We start from the raw sequence: 17415 nt of genomic DNA, 5'->3' as shown, positions 1-17415 counted from the left end.
AGAAATAATATGTTTGATGATTTAATGAAAGAGCATAATGATGAAGCTGTCATTAAAGTAATTGGTGTTGGTGGCGGCGGCGGTAACGCTGTTGAACACATGGTTAAAAATACCATTGAAGGGGTTGAGTTTATTACAGCAAATACTGACGCGCAGGCGTTACGTAATTCTGCTGCAAGCACAACAATTCAATTAGGCCGTGACGTAACCAAAGGTTTAGGCGCAGGTGCTAATCCTGAAATTGGTCGTCGTAGTGCTGAAGAAGATAAAGAAGTTATCAGCGAAGTATTAAAAGGTGCTGACATGGTCTTTATTGCTGCCGGTATGGGCGGTGGTACAGGTACAGGTGCGGCTCCGGTAGTTGCTCAAATTGCACGTGAATTAGGTATTTTAACGGTTGCAGTTGTGACTAAACCTTTCCCGTTTGAAGGCAAAAAGCGTATGGCTTATGCCGATGCTGGTATTGAAGAATTATCAAAAAATGTAGATTCTTTAATTACAATCCCTAATGACAAATTATTGAAAGTATTAGGCAAAGGCACTACTTTATTAGATGCGTTTAAAGCGGCTAATAATGTATTACAAGGTGCAGTACAAGGTATTGCCGAGTTAATTACTCGTCCGGGTTTAATTAACGTTGACTTTGCAGATGTTAAAACCGTAATGTCTGAAATGGGTACCGCTATGATGGGTACTGGTATTGCTAAAGGCGAAGACAGAGCGGAAGAAGCAGCAGAAGCAGCTATTTCAAGCCCATTATTAGAAGATGTTGATTTAGCCGGTGCTCGCGGTATTTTAGTGAATATCACTGCTGGCATGGACATGAGCATTGAAGAGTTTGAAATTGTTGGTAATGCAGTTAAAGCTTTTGCTTCTGAAAATGCGACAGTGGTTGTTGGTGCTGTAATTGATCCTGAAATGTCAGAAGAATTACGAGTAACTGTGGTTGCTACTGGTATTGGCGATACTCGCCCTGATATTTCTTTAGTACCAAATACAAGAGTAAGCTTAAATGAAACTTCTTATCAAAGTTTCCGTTCTTCTGAAACAGCTGCTGGTTCTGCTGCGGTTGCAATTGAAGAACGTACTGCTGCGCCTGCGCAAGCATCACCTGCGCCAGCAAAAAGCAAAGAAGCTTCAGCTAACTTGGATTATTTAGATATTCCGGCGTTTTTACGCAAACAAGCAGATTAATTAAAGCTTGGTGTACACTTTTAGTGTGTACAAGTTAGCAATTTTATAGATTAGAGTCAGCAGCTCTTCGGTTTAGCTGGTCTGATGTGTTATACTATTTCGCATGATTATCAAACGATAAGCGCGAAGCAGCGCTCATGTGTGGAGAAAACAAACGATTATGGTGAAACAACGCACATTAAAAACAAGTGTGAGTACAGTTGGTGTTGGATTACACCGCGGAGAAAAGGTCAATTTAACGTTACGTCCTGCACCTGCTAATACAGGGATTGTATTTCGTCGTACCGATCTCACTCCTGCGGTGGATATCAAAATATCACCGGAAGCTGTTACGGATACACAAATGTGTACTTGTATGACCAATTCGGATGGTGTTGCAATTTCGACTGTTGAACACTTAATGTCTGCCTTGGCCGGACTTGGTATTGATAACTTAATTATTGAGCTAGATGCTAATGAAGTGCCAATTGTAGATGGCAGTGCTAGCCCTTTTATTATGTTAATAGAAGAAGCTGGGATTGAAGAGTTATCAGCGGCGAAAAAGTTTATCCGAATCGATAAACCGATCCGTGTTGAAATAGGTGATAAGTGGGCTGAACTTGTGCCTTATAACGGCTATAAGTTCAACTTTAGCATTGAGTTTCCGCATCCTGCAATTTCGGCAACTCGTCAACACGTGACTTTCGACTTTTCGAGTAAAAACTTCATTGATGAAGTGAGCCGGGCAAGAACCTTTGGCTTTATGAAGGACTTTGAATATTTGCGGGCAAACAATTTAGCGCTAGGTGCAAACTTTGATAATGCAGTTGTATTAGATGAGTTTCAGGTATTAAACGCCAACGGTTTAAGGTATGACGATGAATTTGTCATGCACAAAATCTTAGATGCAGTCGGCGATTTATACATGGCGGGTTTGCCGATTTTAGGCCAGTTTAATTCATTTAAAACAGGCCATGCAGTAAATAATATATTGCTCAGAGAAGTCATGAAACAAACCGACAGCTGGACCTTGGTTGAGTTTACTCAAAGTAATCAAGGGCCGGTTCAGTTCTTAGAACCAACTCCTGCATAAATTCCCTTTAAAGCGAGCTTAGGCTCGCTTTGTTTTATCCTCACTTTGATTTAATTATTGCTATTTATTCATTAATTTGGCTAAAGCTGTTTTTATTTCTTCTGGCATGTCAGGCAAAATAGCCGCTAAATTGGCTTTGGCGTTATCTGATAATTTAATACTTGGCTGAGCTTGATGAGTTGAAGTATGATGCGTTTTAGCTGAGTTGGATACTTGACGGCTGGGTTCAACAATACATTTTATGCTGATTAAACTGGGATTATTAATTCTAAGTTTAGACATTAATTCACTACGAATTGCATTAAATTGCATTTGAAAGCTTGCATTTGGGATAGTGAGCGTTAACATCCCCTTGTCAAATTGTTTAATTTTAATTATATCTTGTAGTTTTTCAGGTATGTAAAGCGCTAGCTCCTGCTCAATAGGGCTGGTATACTCGGGCGCAGAATTTTGTGGTTGCTTATTTGGCCACTTTTTATTAAAAATTTGTTGAACTGTTTTTGGTCTGGGTCGCATTTAATTATTTATGTCTTTTTCTATTCAATATACTAAGCATGACACTCAATTAGAGTGGCGATTATCTGTACGTCACGGGCTTGCTGTTTTACTTTTGCTAATCTCATTAGCCTCTATGATTACCTATAGTATAAACAAGATTTTTGGCGATACCGAAAAATCTTTTAATCCGGTCAATCAATCTAAACAAGATATTTCTGAACATAAAAAACAACTAATAGATTTAAAACAAAAGACAGAAGTTGAAATTACGGCGCTTAAACTTAAGCTTGCAGAACTACAAAGCTATGCCTTACGTATGAATGCACTTGGTGCAAGGGTTGCTGAGCAGGCTGATATTTCAGGCGATGAGTTTAATTTTGCTGAACAACCAGCAACCGGTGGCCCTGAAGAACATACTCACGATTTTGAATTGCAAGCAGACTCCGCAGATTTTTCGTTGCTGAATCAAATGGATGCATTGTTAGAAAAATTTAATTTTCAAGAACAACAACTTCATTTACTTGAATCTGTGATGCTGAATCACAATATAAGTGAACAGATATATATATCTGGCCGACCAATTACATCCGGCTGGTTATCATCTTATTATGGGATCAGAAAAGATCCGTTTAGCGGATTACCCGCAAAACACAAAGGAATTGATTTTGCTGGACAAGAAGGCAGTGAAGTAGTGGCAACCGGTTCTGGTGTTGTGACTTGGGCTGGTGAACGTTATGGCTATGGTAACTTAGTTGAGATTGATCATGGCCACGGCATGAAAACTCGCTATGGGCATAATAAAGAAATTACTGTGACCGTTGGTGAAATTGTGACCAAAGGCACGCAAATAGCCGTGATGGGCTCTACAGGTCGTTCGACCGGGCCTCATGTGCATTACGAAATTCTTAAAAATGGCAAACAAATTGACCCGCTTAAATATGTTTATCGTCGGGCTCAATAAAGTGAGCTGATGAGCTAACTTTTTGCTCGTCAGTTTTTAGGATAACTTTAGCAAGGCAATCTGATGGTTGCTTTTATTTTTTCTAAGAAGCACTCACCTGGCAACAGGTTTGGATAGATAAATGATTACAAAAATACTGACATCAATATTTGGCAGCCGTAACGATCGGACTATTAAAAAATTAAATAAAGTCGTAAACCAGATAAATGGTCTAGAGTCAGAATTTGAAGCTTTATCCGATGAAGCATTAAAAGCAAAAACTGACGAATTTAGAAAACGCCTAGCAGACGGCGAAACATTAGATGCTTTATTACCAGAGGCATTTGCTGTTTGTCGTGAAGCTTCAAAACGTGTACTGGGTATGCGCCATTTTGACGTGCAATTATTGGGCGGTATGGTATTACACCAAGGTAAAGTTGCAGAGATGAGAACCGGTGAAGGTAAAACCTTAACCGCAACATTACCGGCTTATTTAAATGCAATTGCTGGCTCTGTGCATGTTGTTACTGTGAATGATTATCTTGCCCGCCGTGATGCGGATTGGAGTCGTCCTTTATTCAGCTTTTTAGGTTTATCTGTTGGTTGTAATATTCCGGGGATGGGACCTGCTGAGAAAAAAGAAGCTTACAATGCTGATATTACCTACGGTACGAATAACGAATTTGGTTTTGATTACCTGCGTGACAATATGGCATTTAGCCCAGAAGAACGCACACAGAGCAAATTACAGTTTGCGATTGTCGATGAAGTTGACTCAATTTTAATTGATGAAGCACGTACACCGCTGGTTATTTCTGGTCCGGCAGAAGATAGTTCTGCTTTATATGCCCAAATTAACACTATAGTTCCGAGTTTAATTCAGGCTGAAAAAGAAGATACCGAAGAAGAAGAAAGTGAAGGGCATTTCACTATTGATGAAAAGTCTAAACAGGTTCATTTAACAGAAAAAGGTCAGCTTAAAGTTGAAGAAATTCTGATTGAACATAAAATTTTACAGGAAGGCGACTCACTTTATAGCGCTGGTAACATAGCGTTATTAACGCATATTAATGCTGCATTACGTGCTCATAAGCTTTACCACAGAGATGTGGACTATCTTGTTAAAGACGAACAGATTGTCATTGTTGATGAACATACAGGCCGAACGATGGAAGGTCGTCGCTGGTCAGAAGGTTTGCATCAGGCCATTGAAGCAAAAGAAGGCGTACGAATTCAAAATGAAAACCAAACTTTAGCTTCTATTACTTTCCAGAATTACTTCCGTTTATACAATACATTATCTGGGATGACAGGTACTGCCGATACTGAAGCGTTTGAGTTTAACTTTATTTATGGTTTAGAAACCATAGTATTACCACCAAATCGCCCATTGGTACGTAAAGACTTTTCTGATTTAGTGTATTTAACCGCAGAAGAAAAATACGAAGCGATTGTGGCTGATATTAAAGAGTGTGTTGAAGCCGGTCGTCCTGTTTTAGTGGGGACAGTTTCAATTGAAAATTCAGAGTTATTATCCAGCGTACTGAAAAAACATAAAATTGCGCATAATGTATTAAATGCTAAATATCACGCTAAAGAAGCTGAGATTATTGCTCAAGCTGGTAAGCCTGGTGCGGTGACAATTGCAACCAATATGGCTGGTCGTGGTACAGATATTTTATTAGGTGGTAACCCTGATTTAGCATTAAGTAATGTTGCAAACCCAACCGAAGCTCAAATTAAAAATGCAAAAGAGCAGTGGCAAAAAGATCATGACACAGTTATCAATGCTGGTGGTTTACATATTATTGGTACAGAGCGCCATGAATCTCGCCGTATTGACAACCAGTTACGTGGTCGTGCAGGCCGTCAAGGTGATCCGGGTTCATCACGTTTCTATTTATCAATGGAAGATGCATTAATGCGTATTTTTGCATCGGAAAGAGTTGCCGGTTTAATGAAAAAACTGGGTATGGAAAAAGGCGAAGCTATTGAGCATCCTTGGGTAACTAAAGCAATTGAAAATGCACAACGAAAAGTAGAAGCTCGTAACTTTGATATTCGTAAACAATTGCTTGAATACGATGATGTTGCGAATGATCAGCGTAAAGTTGTTTACCAGCAACGTAATGAGTTAATGAACGAAACGGATATTAGCGACACAATTACTTCTATTCGTGAAGATGTATTAAGTTCGACGATTGATTCTTATATTCCGCCGCAATCTGTTGAAGAAATGTGGGATGTAGATGGCCTTGAAGAGCGTTTGAAATCTGAATTTAACTTAGACTTGCCAGTTAAAAAATGGCTTGAAGAAGATAACAAAATGGATGAAGAGCAGCTCAGAGAAAGAGTTTCAACAGCGTTAACCGAAGATTATAAAGCCAAAGAAACTCAAGTTGGTGAAGCGGTATTACGCCACTTTGAAAAAGCCATTATGTTACAAAGCTTAGATTCACACTGGAAAGAGCATTTAGCCGCAATGGATCATTTACGTCAGGGTATTCATTTGCGTAGTTTTGCTCAGAAAAATCCGAAACAGGAATATAAGCGTGAATCTTTCCAGTTATTCTCGCAAATGCTCGAAGACTTAAAAGTTGATGTGATTGGCGTTTTATCGAAAGTTAAGGTACGTGAAGAGTCAGAAGTTGAGGCTATGGAAGCTAAACGCCGTCAGGCTGCTGAACAAGCGAAAAAAGAATACCAGCATGAGTCAGATAACGCACTTGAGAATAAACAAAGTGGTCAGGCTCAATTCCGCCAGGGTGCTAAAGTTGGCCGTAACGAACCGTGTCCTTGTGGCTCAGGTGAAAAGTATAAAAACTGTCATGGTAAATTAAGCTAATGGCGAAAGTGGTTAATGTCGCCGTTGGCGTGGTGCTTTATGGCGACAAAGTATTATTGGCTAGACGTAAGCCTGATCAGCATCAGGGTGGAAAGTGGGAGTTTCCGGGCGGTAAAATCGAAACCGATGAAACAACCTGCTCAGCTTTAATCAGAGAGCTAAAAGAAGAGTGTGCAATTGAAGCAACTCAACTAAAACCTTTGATTGTAATTGAACATGATTATGGTGATAAAAAAGTCTGTTTGGATACCTATTTAGTGACTGAATTTAGCGGTGAAGCAAAAGGTTTAGAAGGACAGGAGATTATTTGGGCTAACGTTAATCAGCTAGTAGATTACGATTTTCCAAAAGCGAATGTCGCTATTTTAGATGCTCTGAATCAATATTTATCTTAAACCAAGATATTCGCAAATTTACCTTTTAAAAACCGGCACTATATACGCCGGTTTTTTATTTTTTAAGCGACTATTTTTTATTTGACTGATAATACGGGTGAAATGTTGTTAAATATAATTCTTCAACTTTTGCTCTTGCCCACGGTGTTTTTCGTAAAAACTTTAAGCTGGACTTAATACTCGGGTCATTTGAAAAACAGTTTATCTGCACAGACTGATGCATTAATTGCCAGCCAAGCTCGTTATTAAGCGCCACTAGCATCTTTTCTAAGGTGATCCCATTCAGTGGATCTAAATGTTCATTTGCCACAGGTATAAACCAAAATTGTATAGTTTGATTGTTTTTTGTTCTGGTAAGTCAAAATAATTCTTATTGACAAGGATTTAGCTAAGTATATACTGAACTTAGCTTGAAAGTTAGACCTATATTTATTTTGTACACCATTTCGATGTTCTGCTCTTTGTTAGTTAATCGTTCTGTTCAACAATAAGTAATAGCAACACTTCCACAGCAATACCGCCTTAACGGGCAAACAATTACTTAATTTTAAACAGGATATACTATGTCAGACGTTACTACTGGTACAGTTAAATGGTTCAACGAATCTAAAGGTTTTGGTTTTATCGCTCAAGAAGCTGGTCCAGACGTATTCGCTCATTTCAGCGCAATTACTGGTTCAGGTTTCAAAACTTTAGCTGAAGGCCAAAAAGTACAATTCACTATCACTCAAGGCCAAAAAGGTCCTCAAGCTGAGAACATTGTTGCTTTATAATTTTAAGCGATAATTTAGTGAAGACAAAAGGTTAGCTAAGGCTAACCTTTTTTGTTTGTATCTGTTTTTATTTTTCAAATTATTTAAAGCTCAGAGTCACTTTTTAGCTTGAGTTGAGATTAAAAAGCATAAAAATCAATTTATTTGGGTTATTTTTATGCAAATAGATAAAATAATGAGCAAACGATAAAAAAGTTTAAAAAAGTGTTTGACGTACACAGGTGAACTCAGTAATATGCGCCCCGCTGTCGAGGGGAACCTCACACAATGTCGGTGATTAGCGCAGCCTGGTAGCGCACTTGGTTTGGGTCCAAGGGGTCGCAAGTTCGAATCTTGCATCACCGACCACTTTTTTGATGAATGAGGCATTCGGCCTTAAATGTGCGTCCTTAGCTCAGCTGGATAGAGCAACGGCCTTCTAAGCCGTGGGTCGCAGGTTCGAATCCTGCAGGACGCGCCATTCAAAAATCTACTATGGTGGCTGTAGCTCAGTTGGTAGAGCCCCGGATTGTGATTCCGGTTGTCGTGGGTTCAAGTCCCATCAGCCACCCCATTTCTAGTTTATATATCGGTGATTAGCGCAGCCTGGTAGCGCACTTGGTTTGGGTCCAAGGGGTCGCAAGTTCGAATCTTGCATCACCGACCACTTATTCTCTTTATATCTCATATTTTTATTACAAATTCATAAAAAGTTTGTCTTTAATTCGCATTCTTACTCGACTCTATCCATTGTCATCGCTATAATGCTGCGTCATTTTTGAATGTACAGAATTTAATGTCTGGATATAACGCTTACTGGCGTTGAATATCCTGCCGTTGGGGGCTTTTCTGTTTTTGGTTTTCGTATAAGTATTTGGCTTATTCAAAAAGGCAGCTTAAAGCCCCAAAAGGAAATAAAGAGCTCATTTTGGTTAAAGCTCATAATTTTGAGGTATTGCAATGCAAGTTTCTGTTGAAACAACTCAAGGCTTAGAACGCCGAGTAACAATTACTGTTCCTGCTGAAAAAGTAGAATCTGAAGTTAAAGGTCGTTTACAACGATTAGCTAAAACACAAAGAATTGATGGCTTCCGTCCAGGTAAAGTACCAGTAAACGTAATCAATAAACGTTATGGTGCGGCTGTGCGTAATGAAGTTGCACAAGAAGTTATCCAACAAAACTTTTATCAAGCAATCGTTCAAGAAAAATTAAACCCTGCTGGTGCACCTCAAATTCAGGAGCAATCTTTAGCAGAAGGTGAAGATTTCAAATTTACGGCTGTATTTGAAGTTTACCCTGAAGTAAAAGTTGAAGGTTTAGAGTCTATCAAAGTTGAAAAAGCAACTGCTGAAGTAACAGATGCAGACTTAGACAACATGCTTGAAACTTTACGTAAGCAACACGCTACGTTTGCAGAAGTTGACCGTGCAGCGGCTGAAGGCGATAAATTAAATATCGATTTTGAAGGCTCTGTAGATGGTGAAGTGTTTGAAGGTGGTAAATCTGAAGGCTTTAGCATTGAAATCGGTTCTGGTCGTATGATCCCTGGTTTTGAAGACGGCATTGTTGGCTTAAAAGCGGGTGAAGAAAAAGACGTTACTGTTACTTTCCCTGAAGAATATCATGCAGAAGACCTTAAAGGTAAAGAAGCTGTATTCAAAATTAAAGTAAACAAAGTAGAAGAAAAAGTGTTACCAGAAATCAATGATGAGTTCATTGCTAAGTTTGGTATTGCTGAAGGCGGTTTAGACGCACTTAAAACTGAAGTTCGTCAAAACATGGAACGTGAATTAAAAAATGCACTTAAATCTTTAGTTAAAGAAAGTGCAATTAACGGTTTATTAGATACAGTTAATGTTGAAATTCCAAATGCATTAATTGATCAAGAAGTAGATGCGTTACGTCGTCAAGCTGTTCAGCGTTTTGGTGGTCAGGGTGCAAACATGCCTGAATTACCGGCTGAATTATTTAAAGACCAAGCAGTTCGTCGTGTAAAAACTGGCTTAATCTTATCTGAAATCGTTAAAACTAACGAAATCAAAGTGGATGATGCCCGTGTTAAAGAAACGGTTGAAAGCATGGCTTCTGCTTATGAATCACCAGAAGAAGTTGTTGAATATTACTTAAACAACAAAGAATTATTACAAAGCGTTCAAAATGTTGTAATGGAAGAGCAAGCAATTGATTTTGTACTTGAGCAAGCTCAGGTTGAAACTGTTGCTAAAACTTTTGACGAAATTATGAATAAACAAGGCTAATTAGTCACTTTAGGATTGACTAAATAGGGCTTGCCTTGGTTAAATGGCTTGGATGAATCATTCAAGCCATTTTTTATTTTCAGAGCAAAGGAATTCATGAATACGTTAAATTCTACTTTTGATCCAATGAATGCATTGGTGCCTATGGTTATTGAGCAAACCGCTAAAGGTGAGCGCTCATTCGACATTTATTCTAGATTATTAAAAGAGCGAGTGATCTTTTTAGTCGGTCAAGTTGAAGACCACATGGCTAATTTAATTGTTGCTCAGTTGTTGTTTCTTGAATCAGAAAATCCTGAAAAAGATATTCATATTTATATTAACTCTCCGGGCGGCTCTGTAACTGCTGGGATGGCAATTTATGATACGATGAAGTTTATTAAACCTGACGTATCAACTGTTTGTATTGGTCAGGCGGCTAGTATGGGCGCATTTTTATTATCAGGCGGTGCTAAAGGTAAGCGTCATTGTTTACCTAACTCCCGAGTAATGATTCACCAACCTTTAGGTGGTTTCCAAGGTCAGGCATCTGACTTTGAAATTCATGCTCGTGAAATTTTAGCAATCAAAGAAAAACTAAATCGCTTGATGGCAGACCATACAGGACAACCATTTGAGAAAGTGTCACAAGATACAGACCGTGACAATTTTATGACTGCACAACAGTCTTTAGACTATGGTTTAATTGATAGTATTTTAACCAGTCGTTAAAATAGTCTAAAATTTTGATTGTAATTTAGGGTAACAGCCCATAGTAATTACAATGAGATAAAAGAAATTAGAGGTAGTTCGATGACAGATTCCCGCAAAGGTGATGGGGCTGGTGACAATAAACTGTTGCATTGCTCATTTTGTGGCAAAAGTCAGCATGAGGTTCGTAAGCTTATTGCGGGGCCTTCTGTGTTTATTTGCGACGAATGTGTAGAGCTGTGTAACGATATTATTCGTGAAGAGATTAAAGACATTGCACCTGAAGCTAAGTCTTCTCGTGACAAGTTACCGACACCACAAGAAATACATAAACATTTAGATGATTATGTAATTGATCAACAACAAGCTAAAAAAGTCTTGTCGGTAGCTGTATATAATCACTATAAGCGATTACGTAACTCTGAAAAGTCCAAAGTAGATGTTGAACTGGGTAAAAGTAATATTTTGCTAATAGGCCCAACAGGTAGTGGTAAAACCCTGTTAGCTGAAACTTTGGCTCGTTTTCTGGATGTGCCATTTACCATGGCTGATGCAACTACGTTAACCGAAGCCGGTTATGTGGGTGAAGATGTTGAAAACATCATCCAAAAACTATTACAAAAATGTGATTATGATCCTGAACTTGCCCAGCGCGGTATCGTTTACATTGATGAAATAGATAAAATTTCGCGTAAATCTGATAACCCTTCAATTACCCGAGATGTATCCGGTGAAGGGGTACAACAAGCGTTACTTAAATTAATTGAAGGCACAATTGCGTCAGTTCCACCGCAGGGTGGCCGCAAACATCCACAGCAAGAGTTTTTACAAGTAGATACTTCTAAAATCTTGTTTATTTGTGGTGGTGCGTTTGCCGGTTTAGAAAAAGTAATAGAACAGCGCACTGAAAAAGGCGCTGGTATTGGGTTTGGCGCAGAGGTTAAAACGAATAGCGAAAAACGTACATTAAGCCAGAAATTTGCATCGGTTGAACCAGAAGATTTAGTTAAATTTGGTTTAATCCCTGAGTTTATTGGTCGTTTACCTGTTATTTCTACTTTAGCTGAATTAGACGAAGCCGCCTTAATTCAAATTCTAAGTGAACCTAAAAATGCATTAACCAAGCAATATGCTGCATTATTTGAAATGGAAGATGTTGGTTTAGAGTTTCGCGAAGATGCATTACGCGCTATTGCTAAAAAGGCGATGGAACGTAAAACGGGTGCACGTGGTTTACGTTCTATTCTGGAAGGTGTATTACTCGATACTATGTATCGTTTACCATCAATGGAAAATGTTGCCAAAGTTGTGATTGATGAAACCGTTATTAATGGTGAATCTGATCCTATTTTGATTTATGAAAATTCAAATCAGGCAGCCGCTTCAGAATAAACCGATAACTTTGATAAACAAAAAAGCGAATTTTAATTCGCTTTTTTTATATCTGTTATTTAAGTCGTTAAGATCTTACTACAAAATCAAAGTGGTACAAAAAAACACCAGTTTCACTGCTTTGCAACAAAAAATGCAAGCTAACAGCTAAAAGTGCTTGAAGTTAGCCTGCATAGCCCCATATAGTTATATTCAAGTAAATCAATTAATACCTGTTTAAAAACTAACTAATCAAGCCTTTTTCAAGGTGACTAATTTATAATTTTAGGCAGTATTAACCTATATCATTTTGCCGAAAAAGAGATACTAAACATGACGATAGAAACCTCAGATCGTATTGATATTCCGGTTTTAGCGCTACGAGATGTAGTTGTATACCCACACATGGTGATTCCGTTATTTGTCGGGCGGGAAAAATCTATTCGTTGTTTAGAAGCGGCGATGGATAATGATAAACAAATCTTTTTAGTCGCGCAGAAAGACGCATCTGTTGATGATCCAAATACAGACGAAATTTACGAAATCGGCACAATAGCGACTATTTTACAATTATTAAAATTACCTGATGGCACAGTGAAAGTATTGGTTGAAGGCAACCAAAGAGGCAAAATCAGCGAATATTTACAAACCGAGGAATATTTTAGCGCTCAAGTTGAATTAATTAATTCACCAGAGGTAGATGAGCGCGAGCAGGAAGTATTTATCCGTTCTGCAATTAACCAATTTGAAGGTTATGTAAAACTTAATAAAAAAATTCCACCTGAAGTATTAACCTCACTTAATGGTATTGAAGAGCCTGCCCGTCTTGCTGATACGATGGCTGCGCACATGCCGCTTAAATTAAATGATAAACAAACCGTATTAGAAATTATTGATGTTTCTGATCGGTTAGAGTTTTTAATGGCATTAATGGAAAGCGAAATCGACTTATTGCAGGTTGAAAAGAAAATTCGTGGCCGTGTTAAAAAACAAATGGAAAAAAGTCAGCGCGAATATTATTTAAATGAGCAAATGAAAGCGATTCAAAAAGAATTAGGTGAACTAGATGATGTGCCTGATGAATTTGAAACTCTGCAAAATAAAATTAAAGATGCTCAAATGCCAAAAGAGGCAGAAGAAAAAGCCAATTCAGAGCTGCAAAAATTAAAAATGATGTCGCCAATGTCGGCTGAAGCGACGGTTGTTCGCAGCTACATTGAAGCAATTACGTCTGTGCCGTGGAAAAAACGTTCAAAAGTTAAAAAGAATTTACCGGCTGCTCAAACAGTGTTAGACGCCGATCATTATGGTCTCGACAAAGTTAAAGAGCGCATTATTGAGTATTTAGCGGTTCAGCAAAGAACCAATAAAGTTAAAGGGCCTATTTTATGTTTAGTTGGGCCGCCGGGGGTTGGTAAAACTTCGCTTGGCCAATCCATTGCTAAATCAACGGGCAGAAAATATGTGCGAATGGCTCTTGGTGGGGTTCGAGATGAAGCTGAAATCAGAGGCCATAGAAGAACTTATATCGGGTCATTACCGGGTAAAATCATCCAGAATATGACTAAAGTAGGGGTTAAAAACCCACTATTTTTATTAGATGAAATCGACAAAATGTCAGCTGATATGCGTGGTGATCCATCATCTGCACTGCTTGAGGTATTAGACCCTGAGCAAAATAATGCTTTTGTTGACCATTATCTGGAAGTGGATTTTGATTTATCTGATGTGATGTTTGTTGCAACATCAAACAGCATGAGAATTCCGGGTCCATTACTTGACCGTATGGAAGTGATTCGTTTATCCGGTTATACCGAAGATGAAAAGCTAAATATTGCCAAACGTCATTTAATTCCAAAACAAATCGACCGTAACGGCTTAAAAGAAAAAGAAATCTTAATTGATGACTCTGCTATTTTAGGCATTATTCGTTACTACACCCGCGAGGCTGGGGTACGTAGTTTAGAGCGTGAAGTATCAAAATTATGCCGTAAAGCCGTTAAAAATATTTTAATGGATAAAACGATTAAAACTGTTGAAATCAATCAAGATAATTTAAGTGACTTTTTAGGTGTACAACGTTTTGATTATGGTAAAGCTGAAAGCGAAAACCAAATTGGTCAGGTTACTGGCTTAGCTTGGACAGAAGTCGGCGGTGAGTTATTAACTATAGAAACCGCAGCCGTTGCCGGTAAAGGTAAAATGACAACGACTGGTTCGCTTGGCGATGTTATGCAAGAGTCAATTCAAGCTGCGATGAGTGTGGTGCGGGCACGAGCTGATAAGCTTAGAATCGCCGAAGATTTTTATGAAAAGCGCGATATTCATGTGCATGTTCCTGAAGGAGCAACCCCTAAAGATGGTCCAAGTGCGGGTATTGCAATGTGTACAGCTTTAGTTTCTAGCTTAACCGGTAACCCTGTACGTTGCGATGTAGCAATGACAGGTGAAATTACATTACGTGGTGAAGTATTAGCTATTGGCGGCTTAAAAGAAAAACTACTGGCAGCACACAGAGGCGGCATTAAAACCGTGATCATTCCAAAAGATAATGAACGCGATTTAAAAGAAATTCCAAAAAATGTCATTGGTGATTTATCTATTCACCCTGTGAAATGGATTGATGAAGTGCTCAATTTAGCGCTTGAGCAGCCACCAGAAGGCTTTGAGGTGGTAAAAAAGTAAATTAATTGAGTAGAAATACTTCTTATTTATTTTTTTTATGGTAGCCTTAGTTTGTTTGCTAGCCCTTATATTTAAAGGGCTAGAGAAAATTTGAAAATTTAAGGAATGTTAGGCCGATTTGCTTGATTAGTTTAAAAAAGCCTGATATAAAACTCTGACCAATCTGGCCGCATCGGCGTTGTGTTCGATATTGTGGCAGTATAATAACAATTGAAGGGGATGTAATCTTGAACAAATCTCAACTTATCGAAAAAATCGCTGCAGGCGCTGATATTTCTAAAGCTTCAGCAGGTCGTGCATTAGATTCATTTATTGAAGCTGTTTCTGGCGCTTTACAAGAAGATGACCAAGTAGCATTAGTTGGTTTCGGTACTTTTTCTGTACGTGAGCGTGCTGCTCGTACAGGCCGTAACCCACAATCAGGTGAAACTATTGAAATCGCAGCAGCTAAAATTCCTGCATTCAAGCCTGGTAAAGCATTAAAAGACGCTGTTAACAAGTAATAACACGTTCTATATTAGTTTTGCATAATGTAGGCTTCGATGAGAATCGGAGCCTTCTTTGTTTTAGGCCTTCGTGAAAAAAGTTAAAAATGACTGAGGGTCGGTTGAATACTGTTCTGTCTCAAATTATAAGAGCACTGGTAAAAGCCAGCAAATTAAACAGTTTGTAACAGTAAAATTCAAAAGAGAAATCACATGTTAGAAAAAATCCGCGAGGGCAGTCAGGGCCCGGTGGCCAAAGTTATTCTTAGTTTAGTTATTGTTAGTTTCGCAATTGCGGGGGTTGGTTCATACATTAATTCTGGTGGCGAACCAAATGCAGCAGAAGTTAATGATCTTGAAATAAAACAAAGCCAATTTGAGCGTGCTTATGATGACGCTAAACGACGAATGGAAAGCCAGTATGGCGAAATGTTTTCTCGTTTAACGGCTGATCCTGCTTATCTTGCTAACTTTAAGCAAGGTGTTTTAGAGCGTTTAATTTCAGAGCAGCTAATTAATGATTTAGCTAAACGTTTATCTATTCGTATCAGTGACGAGCAAATCAAAAAAGAAATTTTTGAAATGCCTGTTTTTCAAGTTGATGGCAAATTTAATAACGACAGATATATTCAGTTATTAAGCAGTAATAATTATACGCCAGCTCAGTTTAGAGACACATTGCGTCAGGATTTAACCCGACAAGCAGTGGTGAGTGCATTAACTGATTCAGAATTTGTATTAGAGAATGAAGCTAAACAATTCCAAGCTTTACAAGCTCAGCAACGTTCAATTGAGTATGTTGAAGTGCCGGTTGAATCATTTAAAGCTGGCGTAACGGCAGATGATGCCGCAATTGAAGAATATTATCAGCAACATATTGCCAGTTATGAAACGTCAGAGCAGTTAAAGTTAAGCTATGTTGAATTAACTTTAGATGCGGTAGCGTCTCAGGTTGAGGTAAGTGACAGCGAAGTTCAAGAATATTATGACGCAAATCAAGATACTTACAAAGCAGCTGAGCGTCGCCGTGCTTCACATATCTTAATCAGCACAGCGACTGACGATGCTAAAGCTAAAGCGCAAGCTTTATTAGCTGAGATTAAAGCGGGTGCTGACTTTGCTGAATTAGCAAAAGAAAAATCAGAAGATACCTTTTCTGGTGAAAATGGTGGCGATTTAGACTTTTTTGGTAAAGGTGTAATGGATCCAGCATTTGAAGAAGCGGCATTCGCATTAGAGAATATCGGTGATGTATCTGATGTTGTTGAGTCTTCATTTGGTTATCACATTATTAAATTGACCGCTATTGAAGAAGCTAAAATCAAACCTTTGGCAGACGTGAAAGATGATATTGTTAAACAGCTTCAGAAAAATCAAGCGCGTGATATTTTTGTTGAAAAACAACAGCAATTAGCAGATGTCTCATTCGAAGTACCTGATACATTGACGGATGCTGCTAAAGCAGCTGGTTTAACGGTTAAAACAACTGCTTTGGCGAATATAAATAATTTACCAGCGCCATTAAATAACCCGAAAGTAACAGATGCTGCTATGTCTGATGACGTATTAAATCAAGGTTACAATTCAAGTGTGATTGAAATTTCAAGCGACCATTTAGTGGTTGTTCGAGTTGAAGCGCACGAACCAGCCCGTACTAAATCGCTTAATGAAGTAAAAGCGCAAGTAACAGAGGCAGTAAAACTGGATTTAGCTAAACAGGCTGCACAAAGCTGGGTTGAAGAAGTAAACAGCAAATGGCAAGCCGGTGATGATATTTCAGCTTTATTAGCTGAAAAATCACTTGAAGTTAAATCTGAAGCCGACATTCCTCGTTTTGGTAGCTCAGTACCATCACCAATTGCTCGTAAAGCATTTGAAATGGCACAGCCTAGCAATGAGCAAGCTTCGACAACTTGGGTTGAAGTCTCTCCGGCTCAGTTTGCTTTGGTTAAATTAAATAATGTTACCACTGCCGAAGTTGAAACGACTGATCAGGCAACTGAGCAGCGTTTATTACAGGCAATGACAGATTACCATTATCAAGCGTTAATTAAGGCGTTAAGAGAAACCGCAGAAGTTAAAGTCTATAAATCGACTGCTGCGCCAGCAGAATCTTAATTTATCGCTTAACTTAAATAATTAACCTCAATTCGGTTTAATGAATATGTTTCAAACGGCCTTTTTTCGCGGGTACTGCGTTAAATTCACTTGCAATACGACCCCATGGAT

The 17415-nt window shown here is 38.5% G+C and carries 14 protein-coding genes and 4 tRNA genes; 16 read left to right on the top strand and 2 right to left on the bottom strand.

Features of this window, described 5'->3' with window-relative positions:
* Positions 1-9: 9 nt before the first annotated feature.
* Both ftsZ and lpxC read left to right on the top strand, forming a co-directional pair.
* Positions 10-1194 carry a cell division protein FtsZ gene (ftsZ, locus tag N7931_RS01065; RefSeq protein ID WP_262791392.1) on the top strand — a complete coding sequence of 395 codons (1185 nt, stop codon included), beginning with the start codon at positions 10-12 and terminating at the stop codon, positions 1192-1194.
* 160 nt (positions 1195-1354) lie between these two features.
* On the top strand, positions 1355-2266 hold the full coding sequence (lpxC, locus tag N7931_RS01060) for a UDP-3-O-acyl-N-acetylglucosamine deacetylase (RefSeq protein WP_262791391.1): 912 nt from the start codon (positions 1355-1357) through the stop codon (positions 2264-2266).
* A 60-nt stretch (positions 2267-2326) separates the two neighbouring features.
* Here lpxC and N7931_RS01055 read toward each other — a convergent pair whose 3' ends face one another.
* Positions 2327-2782, bottom strand: a complete 456-nt coding sequence (locus N7931_RS01055; protein ID WP_262791390.1) for a hypothetical protein — start codon at positions 2780-2782, stop codon at positions 2327-2329.
* A 10-nt stretch (positions 2783-2792) separates the two neighbouring features.
* Between N7931_RS01055 and N7931_RS01050 the strand changes: the two genes are divergently transcribed.
* The 3 genes from N7931_RS01050 to mutT all read left to right on the top strand — a co-directional run bounded on the left by N7931_RS01050 (position 2793) and on the right by mutT (position 6944).
* Positions 2793-3725 (top strand): M23 family metallopeptidase, encoded by a 933-nt coding sequence (locus N7931_RS01050; RefSeq protein WP_262791389.1) that lies wholly within the window; start codon positions 2793-2795, stop codon positions 3723-3725.
* Between the two features lie 121 nt (positions 3726-3846).
* Positions 3847-6549, top strand: a complete 2703-nt coding sequence (gene secA, locus N7931_RS01045) for a preprotein translocase subunit SecA (protein ID WP_262791388.1) — start codon at positions 3847-3849, stop codon at positions 6547-6549.
* Positions 6549-6944 (top strand): 8-oxo-dGTP diphosphatase MutT, encoded by a 396-nt coding sequence (mutT, locus tag N7931_RS01040; RefSeq protein ID WP_262791387.1) that lies wholly within the window; start codon positions 6549-6551, stop codon positions 6942-6944. The genes secA and mutT overlap by 1 nt, the downstream gene beginning before the upstream one ends.
* 70 nt (positions 6945-7014) lie before the next feature.
* Here the strand turns inward: mutT and N7931_RS01035 are convergent, their stop codons facing one another.
* Positions 7015-7254, bottom strand: a complete 240-nt coding sequence (locus N7931_RS01035; RefSeq protein ID WP_262791386.1) for a VF530 family protein — start codon at positions 7252-7254, stop codon at positions 7015-7017.
* A 253-nt stretch (positions 7255-7507) separates the two neighbouring features.
* Here N7931_RS01035 and N7931_RS01030 point away from each other — a divergent pair, with 253 nt between their 5' ends.
* The 11 genes from N7931_RS01030 (at position 7508) to N7931_RS00980 (ending at position 17304) form a co-directional block, all read left to right on the top strand.
* On the top strand, positions 7508-7717 hold the full coding sequence (locus tag N7931_RS01030; RefSeq protein ID WP_262791385.1) for a cold-shock protein: 210 nt from the start codon (positions 7508-7510) through the stop codon (positions 7715-7717).
* A gap of 271 nt (positions 7718-7988) precedes the next feature.
* Positions 7989-8065, top strand: a tRNA-Pro gene (locus tag N7931_RS01025).
* Positions 8066-8100: 35 nt separating this feature from the next.
* Positions 8101-8177, top strand: a tRNA-Arg gene (locus N7931_RS01020).
* Positions 8178-8194: 17 nt separating this feature from the next.
* Positions 8195-8270, top strand: a tRNA-His gene (locus tag N7931_RS01015).
* Between the two features lie 16 nt (positions 8271-8286).
* Positions 8287-8363 (top strand) — tRNA-Pro (locus N7931_RS01010).
* Positions 8364-8656: 293 nt separating this feature from the next.
* Positions 8657-9955 (top strand): trigger factor, encoded by a 1299-nt coding sequence (tig, locus tag N7931_RS01005; RefSeq protein WP_262791384.1) that lies wholly within the window; start codon positions 8657-8659, stop codon positions 9953-9955.
* Positions 9956-10051: 96 nt separating this feature from the next.
* Positions 10052-10666, top strand: a complete 615-nt coding sequence (clpP, locus tag N7931_RS01000; protein WP_262791383.1) for an ATP-dependent Clp endopeptidase proteolytic subunit ClpP — start codon at positions 10052-10054, stop codon at positions 10664-10666.
* Positions 10667-10747: 81 nt separating this feature from the next.
* Positions 10748-12037 (top strand): ATP-dependent protease ATP-binding subunit ClpX, encoded by a 1290-nt coding sequence (gene clpX, locus N7931_RS00995; RefSeq protein WP_262791382.1) that lies wholly within the window; start codon positions 10748-10750, stop codon positions 12035-12037.
* 312 nt (positions 12038-12349) lie between these two features.
* Positions 12350-14701, top strand: coding sequence for an endopeptidase La (gene lon / locus N7931_RS00990; RefSeq protein ID WP_262791381.1), 2352 nt, complete (start codon positions 12350-12352; stop codon positions 14699-14701).
* A 227-nt stretch (positions 14702-14928) separates the two neighbouring features.
* Positions 14929-15204 carry an HU family DNA-binding protein gene (locus N7931_RS00985; RefSeq protein WP_262791380.1) on the top strand — a complete coding sequence of 92 codons (276 nt, stop codon included), beginning with the start codon at positions 14929-14931 and terminating at the stop codon, positions 15202-15204.
* 195 nt (positions 15205-15399) lie between these two features.
* Positions 15400-17304 carry a SurA N-terminal domain-containing protein gene (locus N7931_RS00980; RefSeq protein ID WP_262791379.1) on the top strand — a complete coding sequence of 635 codons (1905 nt, stop codon included), beginning with the start codon at positions 15400-15402 and terminating at the stop codon, positions 17302-17304.
* Positions 17305-17415: the final 111 nt, after the last annotated feature.

The organism is Catenovulum sp. 2E275, assembly GCF_025515275.1.
Taxonomy (GTDB): domain Bacteria; phylum Pseudomonadota; class Gammaproteobacteria; order Enterobacterales; family Alteromonadaceae; genus Catenovulum.
The sequence above is the reverse complement of the archived record's forward strand: the minus strand, read 5'-3'. Positions and strand labels throughout refer to the sequence as shown.

Excerpts from the sequence above, each read along its gene's own strand:
- clpP (WP_262791383.1), top strand. The coding sequence starts at position 10,052 with ATGAATACGTTAAATTCTACTTTTGATCCAATGAATGCATTGGTGCCT.
- N7931_RS01050 (WP_262791389.1), top strand. The coding sequence starts at position 2,793 with ATGTCTTTTTCTATTCAATATACTAAGCATGACACTCAATTAGAGTGG.
- secA (WP_262791388.1), top strand. The coding sequence starts at position 3,847 with ATGATTACAAAAATACTGACATCAATATTTGGCAGCCGTAACGATCGG.
- ftsZ (WP_262791392.1), top strand. The coding sequence starts at position 10 with ATGTTTGATGATTTAATGAAAGAGCATAATGATGAAGCTGTCATTAAA.
- lon (WP_262791381.1), top strand. The coding sequence starts at position 12,350 with ATGACGATAGAAACCTCAGATCGTATTGATATTCCGGTTTTAGCGCTA.
- tig (WP_262791384.1), top strand. The coding sequence starts at position 8,657 with ATGCAAGTTTCTGTTGAAACAACTCAAGGCTTAGAACGCCGAGTAACA.
- N7931_RS01055 (WP_262791390.1), bottom strand. The coding sequence starts at position 2,782 with ATGCGACCCAGACCAAAAACAGTTCAACAAATTTTTAATAAAAAGTGG.
- mutT (WP_262791387.1), top strand. The coding sequence starts at position 6,549 with ATGGCGAAAGTGGTTAATGTCGCCGTTGGCGTGGTGCTTTATGGCGAC.
- N7931_RS01030 (WP_262791385.1), top strand. The coding sequence starts at position 7,508 with ATGTCAGACGTTACTACTGGTACAGTTAAATGGTTCAACGAATCTAAA.
- N7931_RS00980 (WP_262791379.1), top strand. The coding sequence starts at position 15,400 with ATGTTAGAAAAAATCCGCGAGGGCAGTCAGGGCCCGGTGGCCAAAGTT.
- clpX (WP_262791382.1), top strand. The coding sequence starts at position 10,748 with ATGACAGATTCCCGCAAAGGTGATGGGGCTGGTGACAATAAACTGTTG.
- lpxC (WP_262791391.1), top strand. The coding sequence starts at position 1,355 with ATGGTGAAACAACGCACATTAAAAACAAGTGTGAGTACAGTTGGTGTT.